Consider the following 21,537-nt stretch of genomic DNA (forward strand, 5'->3'; position numbering starts at 1 on the left):
TGTGACCACCCTCCCAGGGCGCTTCGGTGCCGTGAAGCAGGCCGTAGCGACGCTCAATCCCGGCTACTTCGCCCTTGTGATGGGCACCTGCATCGTTTCGATCGGCGTGAACACCAACGGGCTGACGCTGGTGTCCGACGTGATGATGTGGCTGGCCGTCGTCGGCTACGCCGTCCTAATCGTGGCGACGGTGTGGCGCGCCGTCGCGTACCCCGCCGAGCTGCGGGCCGACTTCACCGATCCGCGCCGCGGCTTCGGGTTCTTCACCTTCGTCGCCGGCACCGACGTCCTCGGCACCCGGATCGCCGGGACCGGCGAGCACGGCATCGCGCTCGGTCTGCTCATCGTCGGCGGCCTCAGCTGGTTCTTGCTCGGCTATGTCGTGCCGTGGACGGCGGTGCTCGGCCGCGAGGACCGTCCCGTGGTGGCCGGGGCCAACGGGACCTGGTTCATCTGGGTCGTCGCGAGCCAGTCCGTCGCGGTGCTCGCCGCCGTCCTCGAACCGGCGTCCGACTTCCGCCGCGAGCTCGCGCTGCTCGCCGTCTGCTCCTGGTCCGTCGGCGTCATCCTGTACGCCGCCGCCGGCGTGTTCGTCGCCGCCCGGATGCTGCTGTACCCGCTGCGCCCGACGGACCTGACCCCGCCCTACTGGGTCGCGATGGGCGCCACCGCGATCACCGTCGTGGCCGGCGCGCGGATCGTGGAGATGGCGGACGCGCCGATGGTGACCGCGACGCGCGGCCTGATCGCCGGTACCTCGGTGGTGTTCTGGGCGTTCGGCAGCTGGCTCATCATCCCGCTCATCGCGGCCGGCTGGTGGCGGCACGTCAAGCACCGCGTCCCGCTGCGCTACGACGCGACGCTGTGGAGCATCGTGTTCCCCGTCGGCATGTACGGCGTCGCAGGCCAGTACCTGGGCGTCGCCGACCACCTCCCCATCGTCGAGGGGATCGGCAAGTACGAGATCTGGGTGGCGCTCGGCTTCTGGGCGGTCATCTTCGTCGCCATGCTCGTCCACCTGACGCGGACGCTGCTGTTCCCACCCGCCCGGCTTGAGGGGGACGTCCGGTCCGAACCGGACGGCTCCCAGCACGCGCCTAGTGCATCGCCCCAGACCGGTACGTGACGTTTCTCTCGCCCGTGTCGCTGCGCTGGGACGTCAGAACACCGTGCCGACGTCCTCGGCGATGAGATCGTCGGTCGCGCGCTCGGCCACCGCGGCGATCGTCATCGAGGGGTTGCAGGCCGCGGCTGTGCCGGGCATCAGCGCGCCGTCCAGCACGTAGAGCCCGCGGTGCCCGCGAACGCGGCCGGCGAGGTCGCAGACCGTCCCCATGGAGGCGCCGCCCAGCGGATGCCAGGTGGACGGGTAGGCCGCGGTCGTGTCGATGAGCAGCGACGCCGGGCCGGTGATCTCGGTGACCCGCTGGTGGATCCGCTTGTACAGCGCGGTGTCGGCGTCGCGGGGCCACTGGAGCACGGCGTCGTCCTTGGCGGAGTCGTAGACGAACCGGCCCCGGCCCGAACTCACGCCGTAGCCGACGATCATGGTGGAGCGGATGTCGGGCAGCGGGGGAAGGGACGCCTGGATGACCGTGTTGGCCGTCGCCGGGTCGTCCCAGTCCATGCTGCCGTAGACGACGGGCCCGCCCTGGGGGGCGCCGAAGTCGTCGGCGAAGTTCGTCCAGACGTAGATGCGGTCGCCGTTGGAGCCCCAGTTGGCGCCGAGGCCGTCGGGCATGTCCGGGATCTGGCCCTTCGCCGCCGCGCGCATCAGCAGCCTGATGGTGCCCGCGGTTCCGGCGGCCATGACCAGGGCCTTGGTGGTGATGACCTTCTTCTCCAGCACGGTCTCGTCGGCGCCGATGCGGTCGACGAGGACCTGCCAGCGTCCGTCCCGCGCCATGGCGACGTCGGTGACGTTGTGCCGCGTGGCGACGGTCACCCGGCCGGTGGCCTGCGCGGCGGCGATGTAGGTGGCGTCGACCGAGTGCTTCCCGCCGTTGTTGACCCCGAGGGCGCAGTCGCCGTTGGTGTAGGACGGTTTCATCTCGCCCTTCAGCTCGCGCAGAGCGAAATCCCAGTCGATGGGCATCGGGATCTTCGCCAGCGGATGGCCGGCGCGTTCGACGTCGCGGGCGAAGACGCGCGCCGGCTTGTAGGGCTTGCTGGCGACCAGCGCGTCCGGCGCGGTCTCGATGCGCAGCATCCGCGCGACGCGCCGGTAGTGGACGCGGTCCATGCGGGCGTAGTCGAGCTGTTCGGGGAAGGTCGCGTTGAACACGTCGGCGGTGGGCTGGAGGGTCATGCCCTGGTAGACCAGGGAGCCGCCGCCGACGCCCGCGGCGACGATCATGTCCATTCCGTTGCCGGGCACCTGCTCCAGGAGGCCGGTGTAGGGCGGGAAGGGGTCGGCGGGGATTCCGAAGATCGTCGGCGTCGAGCCGAGCCAGAACATCCGCTGGTCCGGTGAGGTGGCGTGCGGGAAGGTCTCGGCGTTCGGGCCGGTGCGCCACCAGGTGCCGCGCTCCAGGACCAGGCACCGCACCCCCGCCCGCGCGAACCGCAGGGCCGCCACGCCCCCGCCGAATCCGGAGCCGATGATGACGGCGCGGTGCTCCTCGCGCGTCACGGGCACCCGGCGCGGCGCGGCGGCGCGGGCTCGCGGCGCACCGGCGGCGAACGCCGTGGTCGCGGCGGTCGCGGCGGCGCCGGTGAGCAGCGAGCGGCGGCTCATCTCGGACATGTGTCCTCCCTCTGTCGGGCGCGGGGTACGCTCCGTTGCGCCAGGGCGGGCGCCCCCTTATCGAAACGCCAGCGTTTCTTTAACGGGGGCTCACTGTAGGGGCCCGCTCGCGCGGTGTTGATGGACCTCGCTGAGCACCCGCCGGGAGGAAATGTGGGTTCGGACGCTAGACCCGCGGCCGGACGGCGAAGCCGCGTCTCCGCCGACCGCGCGGCCGAGTTGTTCGCTCTCGTGCTCGACCACCTGACCGACGTCGGCTACGACGCCTTCAGCGTGGAAGCGGTCGCCGCGCGCGCCCGGATGAGCAAGGCCACCATCTACCGGCAGTGGGGCGGCAAGCCCGAACTGGTCGTCGCCGCGGTGCGGTCACTCGGCACGTTGGACGTCGGCGCCATCGACACCGGCGGCCTGCTCGGCGACCTGAAGTCCTACATCGGCCGGTTCCACGAGATGGCCGTCGTCGACCGCCGGATGAACCGGGCGCTGACCCATGCCGTCCACCGCGACCCCCGGCTGCTGGCCGCCGTCCGCCAGACCGTCGTGGAACCGGGCGTCGCCGCCCTGAACGCCATCCTGTCCCGTGCCGTCGCCCGCGGCGAGGTGGCGGCCGACTGCGAGGCGCTGCCCTACGTCAACTACATGCTGATGGGCACGCTGGGCGGCGAGAGCATCCTCGGCGAGGACCTCGACGCCGGCTTCCTGGACGGCTACATCGACCACCTGATCGCGCCCGCGCTCGGCCTGCGCACCGGCGGGACGGCCTGACCTCAGCGCTCCGCGAGATAGGCCGCGGCGGTTTCGCGGAGGTGCCGGTGGACGCCGTCGTAGGCGGACGCGCCCGGCAGGGCGGTCTTGGGGAGCTTGGCGAGCATCGTGTAGTTCGTGTCCACGACGTTGCCCGCAGGTGCTAGGCCCGCTTGGCTGACCAGCTGGTAGGCGTCCAGTTCCTCCAGGCCGAGGAGGGACGACGTCCACGTGACCAGGTCGTGCTGGCTGATCCGGAAGGCGTCCTCCAGTGGGCGGGCGGAACCCGTCGACATCAGGTGGGCGTCGTCCTCCAGACGGGGCCACGGGGGAGCGGCGCCCTTGATGAGGTCGACGATGACGACGGTGTTCATCGCCGCCTCGACCGCCGTCCCGCAGACCTCGCCCTCGCCCTGGCGGCAGTGGCCGTCGCCGAGGGAGATGAGGGCGCCCGGCACGTTGACCGGGAAGTAGGCCGTCGTGCCCGCGCGCATCTCGGGGGTGTCCATGTTGCCGCCGTGCGCGCCGGGGGTGATGCTCATGATCACTTCGTTCGCGGCGGGGGCGACGCCGACGGTGCCGTGCATGGGGTCGAGCGGCAACTCCAGTTCGAGGTCGCTCATGCGGGCCTTGAAGCGGCAGATACCGCGTTCGGCGTCCACGTCGTACAGCCAGACCCGTTCCTCCAGGGCCGGGTGCAGCATCGCCGTCGTATGCGTCGTGGTCAGCGCGCCGAAGTGCGGGAACGTGGTGGAGACCGCCCAGTCCCGGGCAGGACGGATGGCCACGAAGTGCACCGCGACGGCGTCGCCGGGCTCGGCGCCCTCGACGGCGATGGGGCCGGTGACCGGGTTGAGGTAGGGGAAGGTGCACACCCGGCTCGGGAGATCGTCCACCGTCCGGACCGCGCCGCCGAAGCAGTCCTCGGTGGTCAGTTCGACGACGGTGCCGGGTGCGACCGTGAGGGCCGCGTCCCGTCCACCGAAGGCGTAACCGGGTTCGGCGCCGGTCAGCGACACCACGTTCATTCGTCCTCCTCTTCGATGCCGGCCAGGGCCGGGCGCCGGTGCATGACGAGCAGTGCGATCAGTACGGCCACCCCGATGGCCAGCCACACGAACGCCAGCTTCTGCGCCGCGACCTTCGCGTTGATCACCACATATCCGAGGATCAGGAAGCCGATGACCGGCGCGATCAGGTGCCGCCACCAGTCCCGGCTGCCGGAGCGGACGACGTAGTGGACGACGACGGAGACGTGCAGGACCAGGAAGGCCGTCATCGCGCCGAAGTTGATCAGAGAGCTGAGCAGGGTGATGCCGTCGTCGCGCTCGGCCATGTAGAGGCCGAGGGCGAGCGAGACGGCCGCGACCAGCAGCGTCGCGTTGACCGGGACCCGCCGCTTGGGATGCACCTTGGCCAGGAAGCCCGGCAGCTGGCGATCGCGGGCCATCGCGTACAGCAGCCGGGACGTGGCCGCCTGGGCGACGAGGGAGTTGGCGAAGCCCCATGCGATCGCGGTGGCCAGCGCGGTCAGCTTGGCGAGCCAGGCCCCGCCCGCGACCCGGGCGGCGTCGTAGAACGCGGTGCCGTCCGGATCGCCGTCCTTGACCAGCTTGGCGGCGTCCGGCACCAGCAGCGACGCGACCCAGGTCTGGACGATGAACAGCAGGCCGACCAGGACGAGCGCGGCGACCATCGACCGTCCGATGGCGCGGGCGGACTCGCGGTTCTCCTCCGCCAGCGTCGAGATCCCGTCGAAGCCGAGGAAGCTCAGCACGGCGATGGACACCGCGCCGAACACCAGCCCCCACGAGAACGTGGCGTCGTTGTAGATCGGGGTGAAGCCGCCGCCGTGGCCCTTGCCCTGCGCCAGCGCCACGACGCCCACCACCAGGAAGATCGCCAGGATGACGAGTTCGGCGAGCAGCATGACGCGGTTGATCCGCGCGGTCATCTCGATGCCGAAGAAGTTGACCACCGTGTTGAGCACCACGAACCCGACGAGCCACAGCCACACCGGGACGGCGGGCACCAGCGAGTTCATCGCCACGCTCGCGATCAGGTACAGCAGGCCCGGCACCAGGACGTAGTCCAGCAGGATCATCCAGCCGGACAGGAAGCCGGCCGGTGCCGCGATCCCGCGCCCGGCGTAGGTGTAGACGGAGCCGGCCATCGGGAACGCCCGCGACATCTGCGCGTACGAGGCGGCGGTGAACAGCATGACCAGCATGCCGATGGCGTAGGCGAGCGCGACCATGCCGCCCGCGCCCTGGAAGACGCTGCCGAAGATGCCGAACGGCGCGATCGGCACCATGAAGATCAGCCCGTAGACCACCAGGTCCCGGAAGCCGAGCGAGCGCTTCAGCTCCTGCTTGTACCCGTACTGCTCGATGCCCTGCGGCTCCGCCGAGTCGACGCTCATGGTCCCTCCTCCGCGCGGGGCCGGGCCTCCGCGCCGTGAGCGACCCTAGAGCCTTTCCTTTCAAATGAAAAGGTTTCAGCCGGAAAGACTTACAGGCGGGCGATCACCGTGAGGTCCAGGCCGTCCGCCCTGGCCAGGTAGGACTCCGCCGGCGGCGGTCCGAGCGGCGCCGCCGACCAGGCCAGCCGGGCCAGCCGATCGCCGCCGGCCAGCAGCCGCGCCGACCCCGCCGTCCCGTGCCGCGCGCTCAGCAGGCCCGCGACGGCGAGCGCCGCCAGCAGGTGGACGCCGTCGTAGCAGCCCTCCGCGTAGCTGTCGAGCACGGGGGCCGTCTCGCCGAACGCCGTCCGGTAGCGCTCGGCCAGGGCGATCCGCCGCTCGTCCCCCTGCCCGGCGAACGAGCGCATCGCCGAGTACAGCTCCCCGGTCTCGTCGCCGCCCGCCGCCAGCAGCACGTTCTCCTCCAGCGCCCCGGACAGCCGGACGACCCGCGACGACAGCCGCGACGACGCGAACACCCGGTTGAACACGGCCAGATCGCGTCCGACAAGGCTGAGCAGGATCGCCTCGGTGCCCGTCCCGGCCAGCGCGCTCACCAGCTCCTCGAAGCCCGCCTCCGGATCGTCCCCGGCCGCCAGCGGGAACGGGACGAGCCGGTCCAGCACCACCTCGGCGCCGAGCGACGGGAGCAGCCGCGACGCCACCCGGTGCACCGAACGCGGCCAGATGTAGTCGTTGCCGACCAGCGCCCACCGCCGCACCCCGAGCCGCTCGCTCAGCCAGCGCAGCGCCGGGCCGAGCTGCCGCTCCGGCGAGTCACCGAGCAGCACGACGCCGGGCCGCCTCGGACCGCCCTCGTGCGGCGGCGTGAAGACGTACGGCACCCGTCCGGCGAGCGCCCCCTCCAAGGCCCGGTGGACGTCGCTCGTGTGGAACCCGACGAACGCCTGGACGAGGCCGGCGCCGGCGAGGAAGCGGGCTTCGGCGGCCACCGCGTCCGGCCGCCGTCCGGCGTCCACCGGCACCAGCTCGATGGCCCGGCCCCCGGCCCCGCCCGCCGCGTTGACCTCGATCGCGGCCAGCCGTGCGGCGCTCAGCCCGGACGGGCCGGTCAGGCCCAGCGGCCCCGACAGCGGCAGCAGCAGGCCCAGCCGCAGCACCCCGGCGTCCGGCCCGGTGACCAGCAACTGCGTGCCGTCCCGCACCACCGAATCGCTCATGACGTGGCAAGTATGCTCTTTGGACCGGCGGCCGAACAGGGGAGGCGCACGTGGTCGAACGGCAGGACACGGTCGAACGGCAGGACACGCGCACCGAACTCGTCGACCTCCTGACCCGCACCCAGCGCGCCCTGGCCCGCGACCTGGGCGCCGCGCTGGAAGAGGAGGGCGCGACCGTCGAGCAGTGGAGAGTGCTCCGTGCCCTGGCCGGCGCCGACGACCTCTCGATGGGCGAGCTCGCGGCCGTCGTCGAAATCCCGCACCCCACCCTGACCCGCCTGGTGGACGCCCTCGTCGACTCCGCCTACCTGTACCGCTCCCACTCGGCCCGCGACCGCCGCCGCGTCTCCGTCCACGTCTCCGACCTGGGCCGCGACAAGCTGAAACGCCTGGACGCCCTGGCCGAGGCCCATGAGCAGTCCCTCATCAGCGCCCACGGCCAGGACACCGTCCAGGACCTGTCCGCGCTGCTCTCCCGCCTATGGGCAGGGCTCCGCTGACCCACCCGTGAAAGCTTTCACGCCCGGCATGACGGACGGTCGGGCCTCGGGTTAGCCTTCCCCTGGAAGCGCTTCCACTCCGGCAACCCCCGCTACCGGAACGGAGAACGCGCGATGCGTCACCACCGAACACGCCGTGCCCTCACGCTCCTCCTCACGGCGATGCTCCTGCCGATCCTGTGGGTCGACACCGCGTCCGCCCACGGCTCGGTCATCAACCCCGCCTCCCGCAACTACGGCTGCTGGGACCGCTGGGGCGACGACTTCCAGAACCCCGCCATGGCCCAGGAAGACCCGATGTGCTGGCAGGCGTGGCAGGACAACCCCAACGCCATGTGGAACTGGAACGGCCTCTACCGCAACGGCGCCGGCGGCAATCACCAGGCCGCCGTCCCCGACGGCCACCTGTGCAGCGGCGGCCTCACCGAAGGCGCCCGCTACCGCTCCATGGACGCGGTCGGCCCCTGGAAGACGACCGACGTCGGCAACACCTTCACCATCAACCTGTACGACCAGGCCAGCCACGGCGCGGACTACTTCCTCGTCTATGTCACCCGCCAGGGCTACGACGCCCTCACCCAGCCGCTGCGCTGGAGCGACCTGGAACTCGTCCGCCAGACCGGCCGCTACGCCCCGAGCAACAACTACGTGATCGACAACGTGACCGCCCCCGGCCGCACCGGCCGCCACGTCGTCTTCACGGTCTGGCAGGCCTCCCACATGGACCAGTCGTACTACATCTGCAGCGACGTGAACTTCAACTGACCCTCCACCCCGCTCCCCAAAGAGGCCCGGAAGCCGCACGATGCAGCCTTCCGGGCCTCGCCCGCGGACATCATCGGTGGGGGATCGTAGGGTCGGGGCATGTCTCGGCGGCGGTTTGATCAAGCTATGCAGTCCATGCGGGAGAAGGACCCGGGGGTTCGGGAGGGCGCGTTCGACTTCCTACGCGAGCATGCCGATGCCTATGTGGACGAGTTGATCGCGGAGTTCACCGCGGAGCGGGATGAGGCGCTGCGGTGCTGGCTGCTGGAGTTGCTGGCCGAGGCCCGGTCCGCGAAGGCGCTGGACGTGTTCCGCGGTCAGTTGGAGAGCCCGGACGAGTCGTTGCAGTTCTGGGCCGTCCGCGGTCTGGAGATGCTCGACAGCCGTGAGGCCGATCGGGTTCTCGAGCAGGCGCGTGACGACGGCTGGATCGCGTAGCCCTCAGTGGGGGGTGAAGGTGCCGTAGGTGCCCTGGTGGAAGAGGAGCGGGGGTTCGCCTTCGCCCAGCTGGAGGCGCTCTACGCGGGCCACGACTATGTGGTGGTCGCCGGCGTCGTGGAGTTGTTCGGTGGTGCAGTCGATCCAGGCTACGGCGCCGTCGATGATCGGGTGGCCGGCGGGGGACGGGCGCCAGCCGATGTCGTGGAATTTGTCCGTCTTCCGCATGGCCACGGCGCGGCAGACGTCCTCCTGGGCGGCGGAGAGGACGTTCACGCAGAAGCGCTCGCCCGACTCGCGCAGGGCGCGCCATGAGCTGGAGCCTTTGTCGGGCAGGAAGGCGACGAGGGGCGGGTCGAGGGATACCGAGGTGAACGAGCCGACGGTCATGCCGATGGCCGCGCCGGTCGCGTCGAGCGCGGTGACCACGACGACGCCGGTCGGGTAGTGGCCCAGAACCTGGCGGAAGCGGGTGGGGTCGATGAGCCCGGTGTCGAGTCGCATGGCTTCCTCCCTGTAGCGATCACTACAGAGATTGCCATGCGAGGGTGCGGTGTGGCAACCGTCCGGTTCAGCGGGCGGCGGCGACCGCCTGCTCGACGATGGCCACGACGACCGTGACGAAGTCGTCGGGATCCCAGTCGTCGTCGTTGATCTGGTGGGCCAGGAAGAGGCCGTCGGTCGAGGCGATGACGATGCGGGCGAGGTCCATCGCGAGCTCGGGGCGGCGGGCCTGGAGCTCGGTGTCGAAGTGCGAGGTGAACCAGGCCGCGATGGTGTTCGAGACGGAGTCGCGGGTGGCGAGGAAGTACTGGCGCGCCTCAGCCTCGACCTCGCGGGACTCCAGCAGCAGCATGTGGCCGATACGGAGGAAGTCGGGCGCGTCGCGCAGGGTGCGCACCGAGCGGGACAGGATCGCGCGCAGGCCCTCCGCCAGCGGGCGCTCGTCGCGCGGGTCGCGCTCCCAGCGCGGCTGGGCGGCGATCCACTGCTCGAAGCTGCGCCGGACGACCTCGGCGATGAGGTGGTCCTTGTCCCGGAAGAACCAGTAGACGGAGCTGGCCGGCAGGCCGGAGCGCTTGGTGACCCGCGAGATCGTGGTGCCCTCGTAGCCGCACTCCGAGGCGATCTCGGCGGCGGCCTTGAGGATGCGGTCCCGGGAGATCTCCCGGTCTTCGGCGGGGCGGGGGGCAGGCGACATGGTGCTCATCCTGCCGCCTCGTCCAGCCAGGCGGCGGCCTGGGCGTGCACGCCGTCGGCGATGAGGTCGACCAGGCGCTCCAGGTTCCAGTTCCGATCCGAGCGGACGCCGATGTAGAGCCCGTCCATGACGGCGAGGTGGAACCTGGACAGCCGGTCGGCGACCTGCGCCGATCCGGGGGAGCCGGCGGGGAGCACCTGCTCCCACCAGTTCCGGATCGCGGCGCGGGTCTCGGCGCGGACCTCGATGTAGCGCCGCCGCGCCGCCGGCTCCTTGGGACGGTTCGCGAGGCCGAGCATGAGGCCGAGGCGCCAGAACTCCGGACGTTCGGTGATGGCCCGCGAGGCCCGGTGCAGCCGGTCGCGGATCTCCTCGGCGGGGTCGGTGATGCCGACGCGGTCCTGCCAGGTCGGGGCGGTCTCCCGCCATTGCCGGTAGCTGAACTCCAGGGTCTCGGCGAGCAGTTCGTCCTTGTTGCGGAAGTGCCAGTAGACCGAGCTGGCCGGCAGCCCGGTCGCCTCCGTGACAAGGGCGATCGACGTGCCGTCGTAGCCGCGCTCGGCGGCGATGGCGAGGGTCGCCGCCAGGATCCGCAGCCTCGACTCCTCGCCCTGCTGGTGGCGCCGCGCGGTCTTCCGCATCTGCTGATACTCCTCTGGCCTTCGGAAACTCGGCCCCGGCGGGGGGTTGTGTCGACCATCACATCATGGGTACGGTCGCCGCAGTCCCTGTAGTGATCGTTCCAATCAGTGTAGCGATCGATACGGATCGACAGCTCGACAGCGCCCCGGCGTTGGCCGGCGAAACGGAGTAGACCATGCCCACCCCTCGCAGCAATCTCCGCCGCAGGCGGCTGCTCGCGCCCGTCCTGGCCACGCTGACGGCGGCCGCGACCCTCACCGCCTGCGGTTCCGGCGACGCCGGCGTCAGCGCCGCGGACGCCAAGACCCAGGCCGGCGACCTCGTCAAGCTCCTCGACATCAAGGACGGCACCGACCTCGGCGGCGACGTCACCTTCAAGCTCGGCGCCGCGCTCACCCTCTCCGGCCCGTCCGCCGCCAACGGAGAGTCGATGCGGAACGCGATGGAGCTGGCGGTCAAGCAGATCAAGGCGGCGGGCGGGCCCACGATCGAGCTGAGCGTCAAGGACATCAAGGGCCCCGACCCCGTCGCCGCGAAGCAGGCCGCGTCCGAGCTGGCGGCCGAGGGCGTCCCCGCCAAGATCACCTCGATGGGGGACGGTCTCGGCGCGATGCTCGCCGACACCGACAAGAGCAAGATCCTCAGCCTGGACGGCGTCGGCGGCGCCCAGGTCTTCACCAAGGGCACGCAGTACTTCTACGGCACCCGCGAGGTCGCGCCGTCCGACGCCGCGCCCGGCGCCCTGGAGTGGTTCAAGAAGGCCCACCCGCAGGGACGGACGGTCGGTCTCGTCGGCGTCGACCTCGGCCCGCTGAACGCGGCGATCCAGGCCGACATGAAGGCGAAGATCGAGGCCGCGGGCCTGACCTTCAACGGCCTGTGGGAGACCGTCGCGCCCAGCTCGCAGGACTACGCGAGCATGATCGCGAAGGTCGGGAAGAACGAGCCGGACCTGCTCTGGGTGGCGTTCGGCGGCGCGGCGCCCGGCGCGTTCGCCGCGCAGGCCAAGAGCGCCGGCATCAAGAGCGAGCTGCTCGGCATCGAGTTCACGCAGGAGGCGGTCAAGGCGTCCAAGGGCGTCCTCGACTCGGACGGCTTCAAGTTCGCGATGGACTACTTCGACGCGTCCCAGCCGGCCAACCCGCTCGCAGGGCTCTTCGCCGAGGCGTATGAGAAGGCGTACGGCGAGCCGGCGGACTTCTACGCCGCGAACGCCTACGAGGAGACCCTGATGGTCTGGGACCTCATCCGCCGTGTCGTGGCGGAGGGCGGGAAGCCGGACGACAGCGCCCAGCTGAAGGCCGCGCTGGAGAAGAACCCGAAGTTCGCGTCGGTCTACGGCGGTGACGCCACCACGGTCGGCGCCCTCGAAATCGACCTGAAGACGCACGGTGTCGCCAGCCGCCCGATGGGGGTCTTCGAGTACAAGGACGGCAAGGTCAAGGCGCTCGCGACCTACAACGTCGGCGGCCAGGACCTCCGCCTCGCGCCCTGATCCTCCTTCCCTGACGGGGACGGCCCGCGGCGGGCCGTCCCCCTCCCCCGATTTGGGAGGCTCCATGCATGACCTGCTGGACACCGAACTCTGGCAGCTGACCGTCAACGGCCTCGTCCGGGGGGCCTTCTATGCCGCGCTCGGCGCCGGCCTCGCGCTCGTCATCGGGGTCACGACCCGCTTCCACTTCGCCTACGCGCTCACCTACACCGTCGCGCCCTACGCCGCCTTCTGGGCGATGGACGGTCTCGGCGTGCCGTTCTGGCCGTCCGTGCTCATCGGCCTGGCCACGGCCGTCGTCGTGAGCATGGTGCTGGAACTCGGCGTCTACGAGCCCGTCGCGCGCCGCGCCGCCGACCGCGCCATGCTCGCCGTGCTGGTGACGTCGATCGGCGTCGGTACCGCGGGCATCGCGCTGCTCCAGCTCAAGTTCGGGACCGGCAGCCCGCCGTTCTACGGACCGCGGCCGGAGCGGTTCGACCTCGGCCCGGTGCGCGTCTCCAGCTTCGACGTCGAACAGGTCCTGACCTGCCTGATCCTCGTCGCCGGGCTCGCGGCGTTCCTGGCGTTCACGCCGATCGGACGGTCGATCAAGGCGGTCCGCAGCAATCCGTGCCTCGCCGCCGTGCTGGGGATCAGCGTCCGCCGGGTCAACCTCGTCTGCTTCGCCGCCGCGGGGCTCATCTCGGGTGCGTGCGCGCTCTGGTACGGCCTGCTGTACACGGTCCAGCCGACCATGGGCGACGCGACGGTCATCTACGGATTCGTGGTCGCCTTCCTCGCGGGGACGCGTTCGTCTCCGCTGCGCGCGCTGCCGATCGGCGTCGGACTCGGGCTGATCGAGCAGTGGGCGTCGAACTGGCTGTCGCTGCAGTGGACGCAGACCGCCGTCTTCATCGTCCTCACCGGCTACCTCGCGTTCCTCGCCGGGAGGAGCCGCCTCCCCGTCGTGTCGTTGCGGAGGGCCTGACGCCATGTGGATCAACTATCTGGACCAGGCGCTGCTGCTCGCGGCGCTCGCCGTCAGCGTCAACCTGCTCGTCGGATACGCCGGGCAGGTCTCCGTCGCGCACGCCGCGTTCGCGGGCGTCGGCGGGTACACCGTCTGCTTCCTCGCCGGCGTGCACGACTGGCCCTACCTCGCCTCGCTCGCCGTCGCCGTGCTGGCCGCCACCGCGATCGGCGTCGTGATCGGGCTGATCGCGCTCGGGCTCGCCGAGGAGTTCCTCATCCTGATGACGCTGGCGTTCTCGCTCGGGATCATCGGCGTGTTCGCCACGTTCGACGCGCTCGGCGGCGTCATGGGCATCACCGGCGTGGACGGCCTGCGGCTGTTCGGCGCCGAGTTGACGACCCCGTCCGACTGGCTGATCCCGTCGGCGGCGGTGCTCGCGCTCGTCTTCGCCGTCTGCCGGCGGCTCGGCGAATCGCCGTACGGCCGGGTGCTGAAAGGCATCCGGGAGGACGCCGTGGCGACGCGGGCGCTGGGCAAGAACACCTTCGGCTACAAGATCGGCATCTTCGCGATCACCAGCGGGCTGACCGGGCTGATCGGCGGCGTCTACTCGGGCTGGCTCGGCCAGGCGACCCCGCCGGCGTTCGGGTTCCCGCTCGCGATGGCGGTGTTCGCGATGGTCATCGTCGGCGGCAGCGCCAACCTCACCGGCTCCATCGTGGCGGGCGTCGTGCTCACGATGATCGAGCCGGTGCTGCGCGAGGTCCTCGGTGTGCAGAGCACCCAGGCGGCGCTGCTGCAGGTGGTGCTGTACGGGGCGCTGCTTGTGCTCGTCATGATCGTCCGGCCGCAGGGCCTGTTCCCCGAACGCTCCCGGAAGGTCGCCGCGCCCGGCTCCGAGCCCCGGGCGCACGCCTCGCCGCGAGCCGAGCGCCCGCCTTACACCGAGGCGGACGTGGTGCTCCGGGCGGAGGGCTTGTCCAAGCGCTTCGGCGGCATCGTGGCCGCGAAGAACATCGATCTCGAACTGCGGCGCGGCGCGATCACGGCGCTCGTCGGCCCGAACGGCGCAGGCAAGACGACCGCGTTCAACCTGCTCACCGGAACCGTCGTCCCGGACACGGGTTCGGTGACCCTGAACGGCGCCGAGCTGGTCGGGATGCGTCCGGACCTGATCGTCCGCGCCGGCCTGGTGCGCACGTTCCAGGACGTCCGGCTGCTCGGCCGACTGACGTGCCTGGAGAACGTCATGCTGGCCGTGCCCGGTCAGCCGGGGGAGCGTCCGGCCCGCCTCTTCGTCCCCGGCCGCGGCGTTTCCCGCGCGGACCACGACGTCGCCGCGCAGGCGATGGAGTGGCTCGACTTCGTCGGCATGGCCGACCAGGCCGCGACACCGGCCGACGCCCTCTCCTACGGCCAGTCGAAACTGGTCTCGCTGGCGCGGGCGCTGGCCACCAAGGCCGACGTGCTCCTCCTGGACGAACCGGCTTCCGGCGTCGACGCGACGTGGGTCGAGACCATGCTCACGATGGTCGCCGCCGTCCGGGACGAAGGCCGCACTGTCTGCCTGGTCGAACACAACCTCGACGTCGTCCGCGAACTGGCCGACCACACCTACTTCATGGAACTCGGCGAGATCACCGCGTCCGGCACGCTCGACGAGCTGACCGGCTCCGCCCGCCTCGCCGAGGCCTACTTCGGTGCCCAATAGAGAGGACGCACATGACGCTGCTCGACGTGAGCGACCTGGTCGCCGGCTACGGCCGCAAGGAGGTGCTCCGCGGCGTCGCCCTCCGCGTCGACGCGGGCGAGATCGTGACCCTGATGGGGCACAACGGCGCGGGCAAGACGACCGCGATCAGGTCGGTGCTCGGCACCGTCCGCCCGCGCTCCGGGACGGTCCGGATCGCCGGCCGGGACACCACCCGCCGCCCGGTGCGCCATGCCGTGGCGGCAGGCGTCGCGATGATCCCGTCAGAACGGTTCGTCTTCCCCGACCTCTCGGTGCACGACAACCTGCTGCTCGGCGCCGCCAACGCACCGTCAGGGACCGACACCGGGGAACGGCTCAAGACCGTCAAGGAGCTGTTCCCGATTCTGGACGAGCGTGAGAAGCAACCGGCCGGCTCGATGTCGGGTGGGCAGCAGCGGATGGTCAGCCTGGGCATGGCGCTGATGGCACGCCCCAAGCTCCTCCTGCTGGACGAGCCGTCCCTCGGCCTGGCCCCGTCCGTGGTCGAGAGCATGTTCACACTGCTCCGCTCGCTCGCCGACGACGAAGGGCTCGGCCTCCTGCTGCTCGAACAGAACGTCAAGCAGGCCCTGCAGATCGCCGACCGCGCCTACGTCATGCGCTCCGGCCAGATCATCCTGGAAGAGACCGCAGCCCAGATGCGCCGACGCACCGACTTTTGGGACCTCTTCTAAGGACGACGGCGAAGGCCCCGGGATGGTGGTTCCGTCCCGGGGCCCTGACACGTGTGGGCGCGCCTCAGCTGAAGGTGTGCTCCATTTCGCCGATGCCTTCCACCCAGGTACGCAGCGTCTCCCTGGGTTGCAGGAAGCGCTGGGGGGTGCGGCCGAGGCCGACGCCGTCGGGGGTGCCGGTGAAGATGACATCGCCGGGGCGCAGGGTGATGACCTCGGACAGCTTCGCGATCGTCTGCGGGATCGAGAAGATCAGCTTGGACGTGCGGCCGTCCTGCACCGTCTCACCGTCGATCGAGCAGCCCAGCGCCAGGTCGTCGCGGTCGGGGATCTCGTCGAGCGTCACGAGCCAGGGGCCGATCGGCGCGAACCCCGGATAGGACTTGGCGAAGCCGAACTGCGGGGCCTCGCCGACGAACTGCAGGATCCGCTCGGAGAGGTCCTGGCCGACCGACAGGCCGGCGACGTGATCCCATGCTTCGGCGGCGGAGACCTTGTGAGCCGGACGGCCGATGACGGCGACGACCTCGACCTCCCAGTCGGTGTGGCCGCCCTCCGGTAGGTCGATCTCGCCGTAGGGGCCGGTGATGGACGAGGCGAACTTGGTGAAGACGGGCGGCAAGTCCGTCGGGGGCTTGAAGCCGGTCTCCGCCGCGTGGTCGGCGTAGTTCAGCCCGATCGCGACGACCTGGGACGGGGTGGGCGACGGTGATCCGAGCCGGGTCTGGTCGATCTCGACGTCCGGCGCCGGGGTGGCGGTCGTCGCCCACGCGGTGAAGGCGTCCCAGTGGTCGTAGACGCTTTGCGGGTCGGGGCCGAAGCGTCCGCCCGAGGCGGTCGCGATGTCCGCGCCCTTGTCGTCGGAGAGGACGAGTACGGCCCGGCCCCCGTGGTTGGCGATGCGCATGTACGTCCTTAGATGCGGCCGTCGATCAGGCTCACCAGGAGCCGCTCGAAGGTTTCGGGGTGTTCGATCTGGGTCCAGTGGCCGCACTGCCCGATGACGTAGAGGTCGGCGTTCGGAAGCGTGTCAGCGAAGTATTTGCTGGCGTCGACCGGGATGATCCGGTCGTCGCGGCCGTGGACGCAGAGCACGTCGTGGGTGATGGGCGCGAGGTCCTCGGGAGTGAAGAAGCGGCGCGTCCCGTTCGGATCGAAGGACGCCTCGTGCGAACGGCGGACGTCCTCACGGTTCACGTACGCCATGCGTTCGGCCACCACCCGGTCGACCGTGTCGCGCATGGGTTCGAGGTCGTACACGAACTCGCTGAGCAATCCCTTGAGGGATTCCGCGCTGGGGCTCGCGTAGAACTCGCGGAGGTGCTTGAGACCGGGGCTGACCGGCATATCCGGTGCGCCGCCGCTGCCCATCAGCAGGATCTTGCCGATCAGCTGGGGCCGGGCCAGCGTCATCAGCAGGGCGAGCTGGCCGCCCATCGAGTTGCCGACGAGATGGACCTTCTCCAGGTTCAGCTCGTCCGCCAGCGCCAGCAGCGCCTCGGCGCGCAGCTCGTTGAACGGGCCCATGCCGCGCGGGGCGTCGAGCGGGTGCGAGGAGTCGCCGAACCCGATCTGGTCGGGCGCCAGGCACCAGTACCGGTCGCCGAGGTCGGCGATGATCCGCTCCCAGTTCGACAACCCGGTCGCGCCGGGGCCGGAGCCGTGCAGGAACAGCACGGCCTCCGGCCGGCGCTCGCCGGTCTCGTGCAGCCGGAACGTCAGCTCCCCGCCCCGCGCCTTCACGGAGACGTCAGAAGAGGTGATCACAGGTGGACCGCCGCGAGGTTCTCGGCGCCGAGGTGCCGGCCGCCCCACGCCTTGGCGAGCGGGTCGTCGAAGAGGAAGGCGTGGCTGCCGGCCGCCACGGCGTCCTGGAACTTCAGCTGGAGCGGGTGGTCGATGAAGGCGGAGCGGCCCGACGAGACCCGCATCAGCGCCTGGACGGTGTCGACCGCCGCGTTCGCCGACCGGGCGACGTCCCAGCGCCAGAAGGCGCGCTGCTCCAGGGAGGGGATCTCGCCGCGCTCGGCGTGCTCCATCAGCTCGCCGGCCGTCCGCCGCACCTTCAGGACGGCGGCGTCGAGCTGCCAGGCCGCCTCCGCGAGGTGGTTCTGCACGACGGGCTCCTCGCGGAGCAGCTGGCCGTAGTTGGTGCGGCGGCCGCGCGTCTCGGTGACCCACTGGTCGTAGAAGCCGAGGCAGGCGCCGAGCGCCCCCGCGGTGATGATCAGGTTGAAGGTGACCGCCCAGGGCGTCCGGTACAGCGGCCCGTCGTTCAGCTCCTGGCCGGGCAGCGGGATGCCGAGGCCGTGCGTGTAGTACACGTGCGACTGGCCGCGGTGCTCGGGGACGAAGACGCCGTCCACGACGATGTCGTTGGAGCCGGTGCCGCGCAGGCCCGCGACGTTCCAGGTCTCCTCGATCCGGTAGTCGCCCTCGTCGAGGATCACCGAGGTGAAGTCGGGGTACTCGGAGCCGTTCACCTCGCGCCGCCCGGCGATGCCCCCGAGGATGACGCCGGAGCAGATCCCGCTGCCGGACGAGAACGACCAGCGGCCCGACACCCGGTATCCGCCCGAGACCTTCTCGATCTTGCCGGTCGGGGTGTAGGACGAGGCGATCTTCCGCGCCGGGTCGTCCCCCCAGATCTCCTCCTGCGTCTGCTCGGGGAACAGGGCGAGCTGCCACGGGTGGACGCCGACGACGGACGCCACCCACCCGGCGGACGCCGAGGCGCGGCCGATCTCGATCACCGTGTCGGCGTACTCGGCGAGGTGGACCTCGCCGCCGCCCCACCGGGCCGGCTGCAGCGCCCGCAGCACCCCGATCGCGTCGAGCGCCGCGACGGCCTCGGAGGTGAGCCGCCCCTGCTCCGCGCCCGCAGCGTCGGCGGCGGCGAGGACGGACGCGGCGGCCCGCGCCTTTTCGATCATGCTCATGACTCAGTCCCGTTCCCGACGAAGGACCGGACGATCGCCTGGAAGCGTCCGGCCTGTTCGATCTGCGTCCAGTGGCCGCACTTGCCGATGACGTAGAGGTCCGCCTGCGGCAGGTGCTCGGCCAGGTAGTAGCTGCACTCGATCGGCACGATGACGTCCTGGCGGCCGTGCACCACCAGCGCCGGCATGTCGATCTTCGCGAGGTCGTCCGGCGCGAACGTGAGCATCTCGGGGCCGAACATGGCCCGGTGCCCGGCCTCGATCCCGGGGCGCCGGACCATCGGCATCCGCTCGGCCGCGACCTTCTCCACCGTGTCGCCGAAGGCGCTCTTGTCGTGGACGAACTGGATGAGCAGATCGGCCATGGCCTCGACGGTCGGATCGTCGAAGTACGTGATCAGTTTGATGAGTTCCGGGGTCGGCTCAAGACCCGGCATGCCGCCCGAGCCCATCAGCACGATCTTGCCGACCAGGTCGGGCCGGAGCTGGGCGATGCGCAGCGAGTACATCCCGCCCATCGAGTTGCCGACGAGGACGACCTTCTCCAGGCCCAGCACGTCCACGAGTTCGAGCAGCGCGTCGATGCGGACCTCGGCCTGGGCCGCGAAGCCCTGCGGCTGCGGGTCCGGCTGACTGGAGTCGCCGAAGCCCAGGATGTCGGGGGCGATGCAGTGGTAGGTGTCGCCGAGCCCCTCGATGACCTCCCGCCAGTTGGACGCGGCGGTCACGCCCGGCCCGGAGCCGTGCAGGAAGAGCAGGGCGGGCCGGCCGGGGGTGCCGGACTGGTTGACGCGCAGGTGGCGCCCGCCGCCGATCGCGACGTCCTCGACCCGGATCGCGGTGGTCATCCGGCCTCCCCGCCCGCGACCATGCGGAAGATGCCGGGGGGTCCGTCCAGGTACGCCTGGGATCGGTGGTGGCCCCAGATGGACGGCAGGTCGTGGTTGCCCGCGACCCAGGTGAGGTCGTCCACGGTGATCCCGCCGTGCCCGTACTCGATCTGCATCGAGGACGGCGTCTGCACGTAGATGGACGTCATCAGGTCGTTGGTGTGCCGCCCGAGCGACAGCAGGATCTCCCGGTCCGGGTCCGCCGTGAACAGGTCGATCGCGGTGCCGAGGTCGTCGAACGACTCGACCTCCAGCATCAGGTGGTTGATGCCGGTCATGCCGGGGATCTCGGCGACGGCGAGGGAGTGGTGGCGGCCGTTGCAGTGGTAGAAGCGCAGGTTGAAGATGTCGCTCTTCACCCGGTCGGACAGCCGGAAGCCCAGTGTGTCGGCGTAGAACGCGTTGGCCCGTTCCAGGTCGGGGACGATGAGAACGATGTGGCCGAGCCCGAGGTCGCCGGTGACGAAGCGGCCGCGCATGGGACGTCCGGGGAAGAACGAGTTGGGCTGGGAGAACTGGCCCCAGACCAGCTCGTGCCGGTTGCCGAACGGGTCGGCGAACCAGTACAGCTCCGCGACCTGGCGTTCCTTCAGCTCGTCGGCGCCGCCGTCGTGCACCTCGACGCCCTTGCCGCGCAGCTCGGCGACGTACGCGCGCAGCGAGGTCTCGTTGCCGCAGTCCCAGCCGGCGTACCGGAGTTCGTCCTGCTCCGCCGGGTGGACCGCGATGCGGTAGCCCTTGTCGTCGACCTTGATTCGGACCGCGCCGTCCGGGCCGTCCCCGGCGATGACCGCACCGAGCAGCCGGGTGGCGTAGTCGCGCCACTCCTCGGCCTTGGGTGACGCGATGCCCAGGTAGGCGAGTTGCGTGATCAAAGCATGACCTCCGGAGCGGACGAGTCGAGGAGGGCGGCGCCGTAGTACTGGCCGACGCCGTCGGAGACGAGGAACGCGTGGCCGAGTTCGGCGACGACGTCCTGGTAGACGCGGTGCAGCGGGTGGTCGACGAAGACCGTGCGGCCCGAGGCGACCCGCATCAGGTTGTTGATCGCGAAGCCGGTCTCCTGGCAGCCCTTGGTGATGTTCCAGCGCAGCCGGGCGCGCAGCCGCTTCTCCAGGAACACGCCGGCCTCGGCGGCCTCGGTGATCGTGTCGATCGCGTCGTACATCTTCATGACGGCCGCGTCGTGCACCCATTCGGCTTCGGCCAGGTGCATCTGCATCAGCGGGTCGTCGGCGTAGGTGCCGCCCCAGTTCGCCTTGCGGACGCGGGTGTCGGCCGTCCAGTCGTCCAGGACGCGGCGGGCGAGCCCGAGCATCGGCGCGACGAGGACGAGGTTGAACATGACCGCCCACGGCACCTTGTACAGCGCGGACGGGTTGGTCTCCATACCGGGCGCGGGACGGTCCGGGTTGTACTCGTAGAGCGGGCTGGACAGGAAGCGGCGCGCCGGGACGAAGGCGTCCGCGACGACGATGTCCTTGCTGCCCGTGCCGCGCGAGCCGCGGACGTGCCAGGTGTCCTCGATGGCGTACTGGTCGCGGTGCAGCAGCGCGGACCCGTAGTTCGGGACCTGCACGCCCGGCGCCGCCTCGACCTTCCCGGCGAACCCGCCGAGGATGACGCCCTGCGCGTGGTCGCAGCCGGACGAGAACGACCAGCGGCCGGACACGCGGTAGCCGCCGTCCACCGGCTCGATCTTCCCGGTCGGGGCGTAGGACGAGGAGGCGTTCCAGTCCGGGTCGGCCTCCCAGATCTCGGCCTGCGTCTCCTCGGGGAAGAGCGCCAGCTGCCACGGATGCGACCCCATGACCCCGGCCACCCAGCCCGCCGACGGCGCGATCCGGCCGAGCTCGTAGACGGCGGTGAGGTGCTCGCGCAGCGACAGTTCGGCGCCGCCCCAGCGCTTGGGCTGGAGGCCGCGCATGAGCCCGGTCTCCTGCATGTGCGTGAAGGCCCGGCCGGTCAGCGTGCGCTGTTCGGCCGACAGGTCCTCCTCGGCCCGAAACTCCGGCTCCAGCCGGCGGATCTCGTCCAGGACGGTCATCGGCGTCAGTTCCTTCGGTAGGGGAAAACGCGAGATCGGAGCGTGATCGGCATCTCTGTAACAGTCACTACAGCGAACCGTAGAACGATCGCTCCGGAGAAGGCAA

General features: G+C 70.7%; 22 protein-coding genes. 9 read left to right on the plus strand and 13 right to left on the minus strand.

The features are described from left to right. Position 1: 1 nt before the first annotated feature. Positions 2-1,126, plus strand: a complete 1,125-nt coding sequence (locus tag AL2_RS14290; protein WP_083946498.1) for a tellurite resistance/C4-dicarboxylate transporter family protein — start codon at positions 2-4, stop codon at positions 1,124-1,126. A 33-nt stretch (positions 1,127-1,159) separates the two neighbouring features. Here the strand turns inward: AL2_RS14290 and AL2_RS14295 are convergent, their stop codons facing one another. Beyond that, positions 1,160-2,746 carry a GMC oxidoreductase gene (locus AL2_RS14295; protein ID WP_067633997.1) on the minus strand — a complete coding sequence of 529 codons (1,587 nt, stop codon included), beginning with the start codon at positions 2,744-2,746 and terminating at the stop codon, positions 1,160-1,162. A 153-nt stretch (positions 2,747-2,899) separates the two neighbouring features. Between AL2_RS14295 and AL2_RS14300 the strand changes: the two genes are divergently transcribed. Next, on the plus strand, positions 2,900-3,511 hold the full coding sequence (locus AL2_RS14300) for a TetR/AcrR family transcriptional regulator (protein WP_067633999.1): 612 nt from the start codon (positions 2,900-2,902) through the stop codon (positions 3,509-3,511). Between the two features lie 2 nt (positions 3,512-3,513). Here AL2_RS14300 and AL2_RS14305 read toward each other — a convergent pair whose 3' ends face one another. The 3 genes from AL2_RS14305 to AL2_RS14315 form a co-directional block, all read right to left on the minus strand. Next, positions 3,514-4,518 carry an acetamidase/formamidase family protein gene (locus AL2_RS14305; RefSeq protein ID WP_067634001.1) on the minus strand — a complete coding sequence of 335 codons (1,005 nt, stop codon included), beginning with the start codon at positions 4,516-4,518 and terminating at the stop codon, positions 3,514-3,516. Next, positions 4,515-5,912 (minus strand): APC family permease, encoded by a 1,398-nt coding sequence (locus AL2_RS14310; protein WP_067634002.1) that lies wholly within the window; start codon positions 5,910-5,912, stop codon positions 4,515-4,517. Before AL2_RS14310 ends, AL2_RS14305 begins: the two co-directional genes overlap by 4 nt. 89 nt (positions 5,913-6,001) lie before the next feature. Then, on the minus strand, positions 6,002-7,132 hold the full coding sequence (locus AL2_RS14315) for a substrate-binding domain-containing protein (protein WP_067634004.1): 1,131 nt from the start codon (positions 7,130-7,132) through the stop codon (positions 6,002-6,004). Positions 7,133-7,182: 50 nt separating this feature from the next. Here AL2_RS14315 and AL2_RS14320 point away from each other — a divergent pair, with 50 nt between their 5' ends. The 3 genes from AL2_RS14320 (at position 7,183) to AL2_RS14330 (ending at position 8,835) form a co-directional block, all read left to right on the plus strand. Then, positions 7,183-7,632, plus strand: a complete 450-nt coding sequence (locus tag AL2_RS14320) for a MarR family winged helix-turn-helix transcriptional regulator (protein ID WP_067634006.1) — start codon at positions 7,183-7,185, stop codon at positions 7,630-7,632. Between the two features lie 162 nt (positions 7,633-7,794). After that, a complete protein-coding gene (locus AL2_RS14325; RefSeq protein ID WP_245666658.1) occupies positions 7,795-8,397 on the plus strand; it encodes a lytic polysaccharide monooxygenase auxiliary activity family 9 protein in 603 nt (200 codons plus the stop codon). Between the two features lie 135 nt (positions 8,398-8,532). Next, complete coding sequence (locus AL2_RS14330) at positions 8,533-8,835, plus strand: HEAT repeat domain-containing protein (RefSeq protein WP_157438149.1); 303 nt, start codon at positions 8,533-8,535, stop codon at positions 8,833-8,835. 3 nt (positions 8,836-8,838) lie between these two features. On the opposite strand, the gene AL2_RS14335 is transcribed toward AL2_RS14330, so the two are convergent. From AL2_RS14335 to AL2_RS14345, 3 genes are all read right to left on the minus strand, one after another. After that, the gene (locus tag AL2_RS14335) at positions 8,839-9,339 is read right to left on the minus strand and encodes a flavin reductase family protein (RefSeq protein WP_067634012.1); all 501 of its coding nucleotides are present in this window, start codon (positions 9,337-9,339) and stop codon (positions 8,839-8,841) included. Positions 9,340-9,406: 67 nt separating this feature from the next. Beyond that, the gene (locus AL2_RS14340) at positions 9,407-10,036 is read right to left on the minus strand and encodes a TetR/AcrR family transcriptional regulator (RefSeq protein ID WP_067634238.1); all 630 of its coding nucleotides are present in this window, start codon (positions 10,034-10,036) and stop codon (positions 9,407-9,409) included. Positions 10,037-10,041: 5 nt separating this feature from the next. Beyond that, the gene (locus AL2_RS14345; protein ID WP_067634014.1) at positions 10,042-10,677 is read right to left on the minus strand and encodes a TetR/AcrR family transcriptional regulator; all 636 of its coding nucleotides are present in this window, start codon (positions 10,675-10,677) and stop codon (positions 10,042-10,044) included. Positions 10,678-10,853: 176 nt separating this feature from the next. Between AL2_RS14345 and AL2_RS14350 the strand changes: the two genes are divergently transcribed. From AL2_RS14350 to AL2_RS14365, 4 genes are all read left to right on the plus strand, one after another. Next, complete coding sequence (locus tag AL2_RS14350) at positions 10,854-12,173, plus strand: ABC transporter substrate-binding protein (RefSeq protein WP_067634016.1); 1,320 nt, start codon at positions 10,854-10,856, stop codon at positions 12,171-12,173. 64 nt (positions 12,174-12,237) lie between these two features. Further along, the gene (locus AL2_RS14355; RefSeq protein ID WP_067634018.1) at positions 12,238-13,143 is read left to right on the plus strand and encodes a branched-chain amino acid ABC transporter permease; all 906 of its coding nucleotides are present in this window, start codon (positions 12,238-12,240) and stop codon (positions 13,141-13,143) included. 4 nt (positions 13,144-13,147) lie between these two features. Next, on the plus strand, positions 13,148-14,839 hold the full coding sequence (locus tag AL2_RS14360) for a branched-chain amino acid ABC transporter ATP-binding protein/permease (protein WP_067634020.1): 1,692 nt from the start codon (positions 13,148-13,150) through the stop codon (positions 14,837-14,839). Between the two features lie 11 nt (positions 14,840-14,850). Continuing rightward, positions 14,851-15,555 (plus strand): ABC transporter ATP-binding protein, encoded by a 705-nt coding sequence (locus tag AL2_RS14365; protein ID WP_083946501.1) that lies wholly within the window; start codon positions 14,851-14,853, stop codon positions 15,553-15,555. Positions 15,556-15,619: 64 nt separating this feature from the next. Here AL2_RS14365 and AL2_RS14370 read toward each other — a convergent pair whose 3' ends face one another. The 6 genes from AL2_RS14370 to AL2_RS14395 are packed head-to-tail and all read right to left on the minus strand — an operon-like array spanning position 15,620 to position 21,431. Continuing rightward, positions 15,620-16,462, minus strand: coding sequence for a fumarylacetoacetate hydrolase family protein (locus AL2_RS14370; RefSeq protein WP_067634022.1), 843 nt, complete (start codon positions 16,460-16,462; stop codon positions 15,620-15,622). Between the two features lie 8 nt (positions 16,463-16,470). Further along, the gene (locus AL2_RS14375) at positions 16,471-17,322 is read right to left on the minus strand and encodes an alpha/beta fold hydrolase (protein WP_083946502.1); all 852 of its coding nucleotides are present in this window, start codon (positions 17,320-17,322) and stop codon (positions 16,471-16,473) included. After that, positions 17,319-18,494, minus strand: a complete 1,176-nt coding sequence (locus AL2_RS14380; RefSeq protein ID WP_067634024.1) for an acyl-CoA dehydrogenase family protein — start codon at positions 18,492-18,494, stop codon at positions 17,319-17,321. The genes AL2_RS14375 and AL2_RS14380 overlap by 4 nt, the downstream gene beginning before the upstream one ends. Then, the gene (locus AL2_RS14385) at positions 18,491-19,342 is read right to left on the minus strand and encodes an alpha/beta fold hydrolase (protein WP_067634026.1); all 852 of its coding nucleotides are present in this window, start codon (positions 19,340-19,342) and stop codon (positions 18,491-18,493) included. The genes AL2_RS14380 and AL2_RS14385 overlap by 4 nt, the downstream gene beginning before the upstream one ends. Continuing rightward, on the minus strand, positions 19,339-20,259 hold the full coding sequence (locus AL2_RS14390; protein ID WP_083946503.1) for a VOC family protein: 921 nt from the start codon (positions 20,257-20,259) through the stop codon (positions 19,339-19,341). Before AL2_RS14390 ends, AL2_RS14385 begins: the two co-directional genes overlap by 4 nt. Beyond that, on the minus strand, positions 20,256-21,431 hold the full coding sequence (locus AL2_RS14395; protein ID WP_067634028.1) for an acyl-CoA dehydrogenase family protein: 1,176 nt from the start codon (positions 21,429-21,431) through the stop codon (positions 20,256-20,258). The genes AL2_RS14390 and AL2_RS14395 overlap by 4 nt, the downstream gene beginning before the upstream one ends. Positions 21,432-21,537 lie beyond the last annotated feature (106 nt).

Source organism: Actinomadura latina NBRC 106108 (genome assembly GCF_001552195.1).
Classification (GTDB): Bacteria; Actinomycetota; Actinomycetes; order Streptosporangiales; family Streptosporangiaceae; genus Spirillospora; species Spirillospora latina.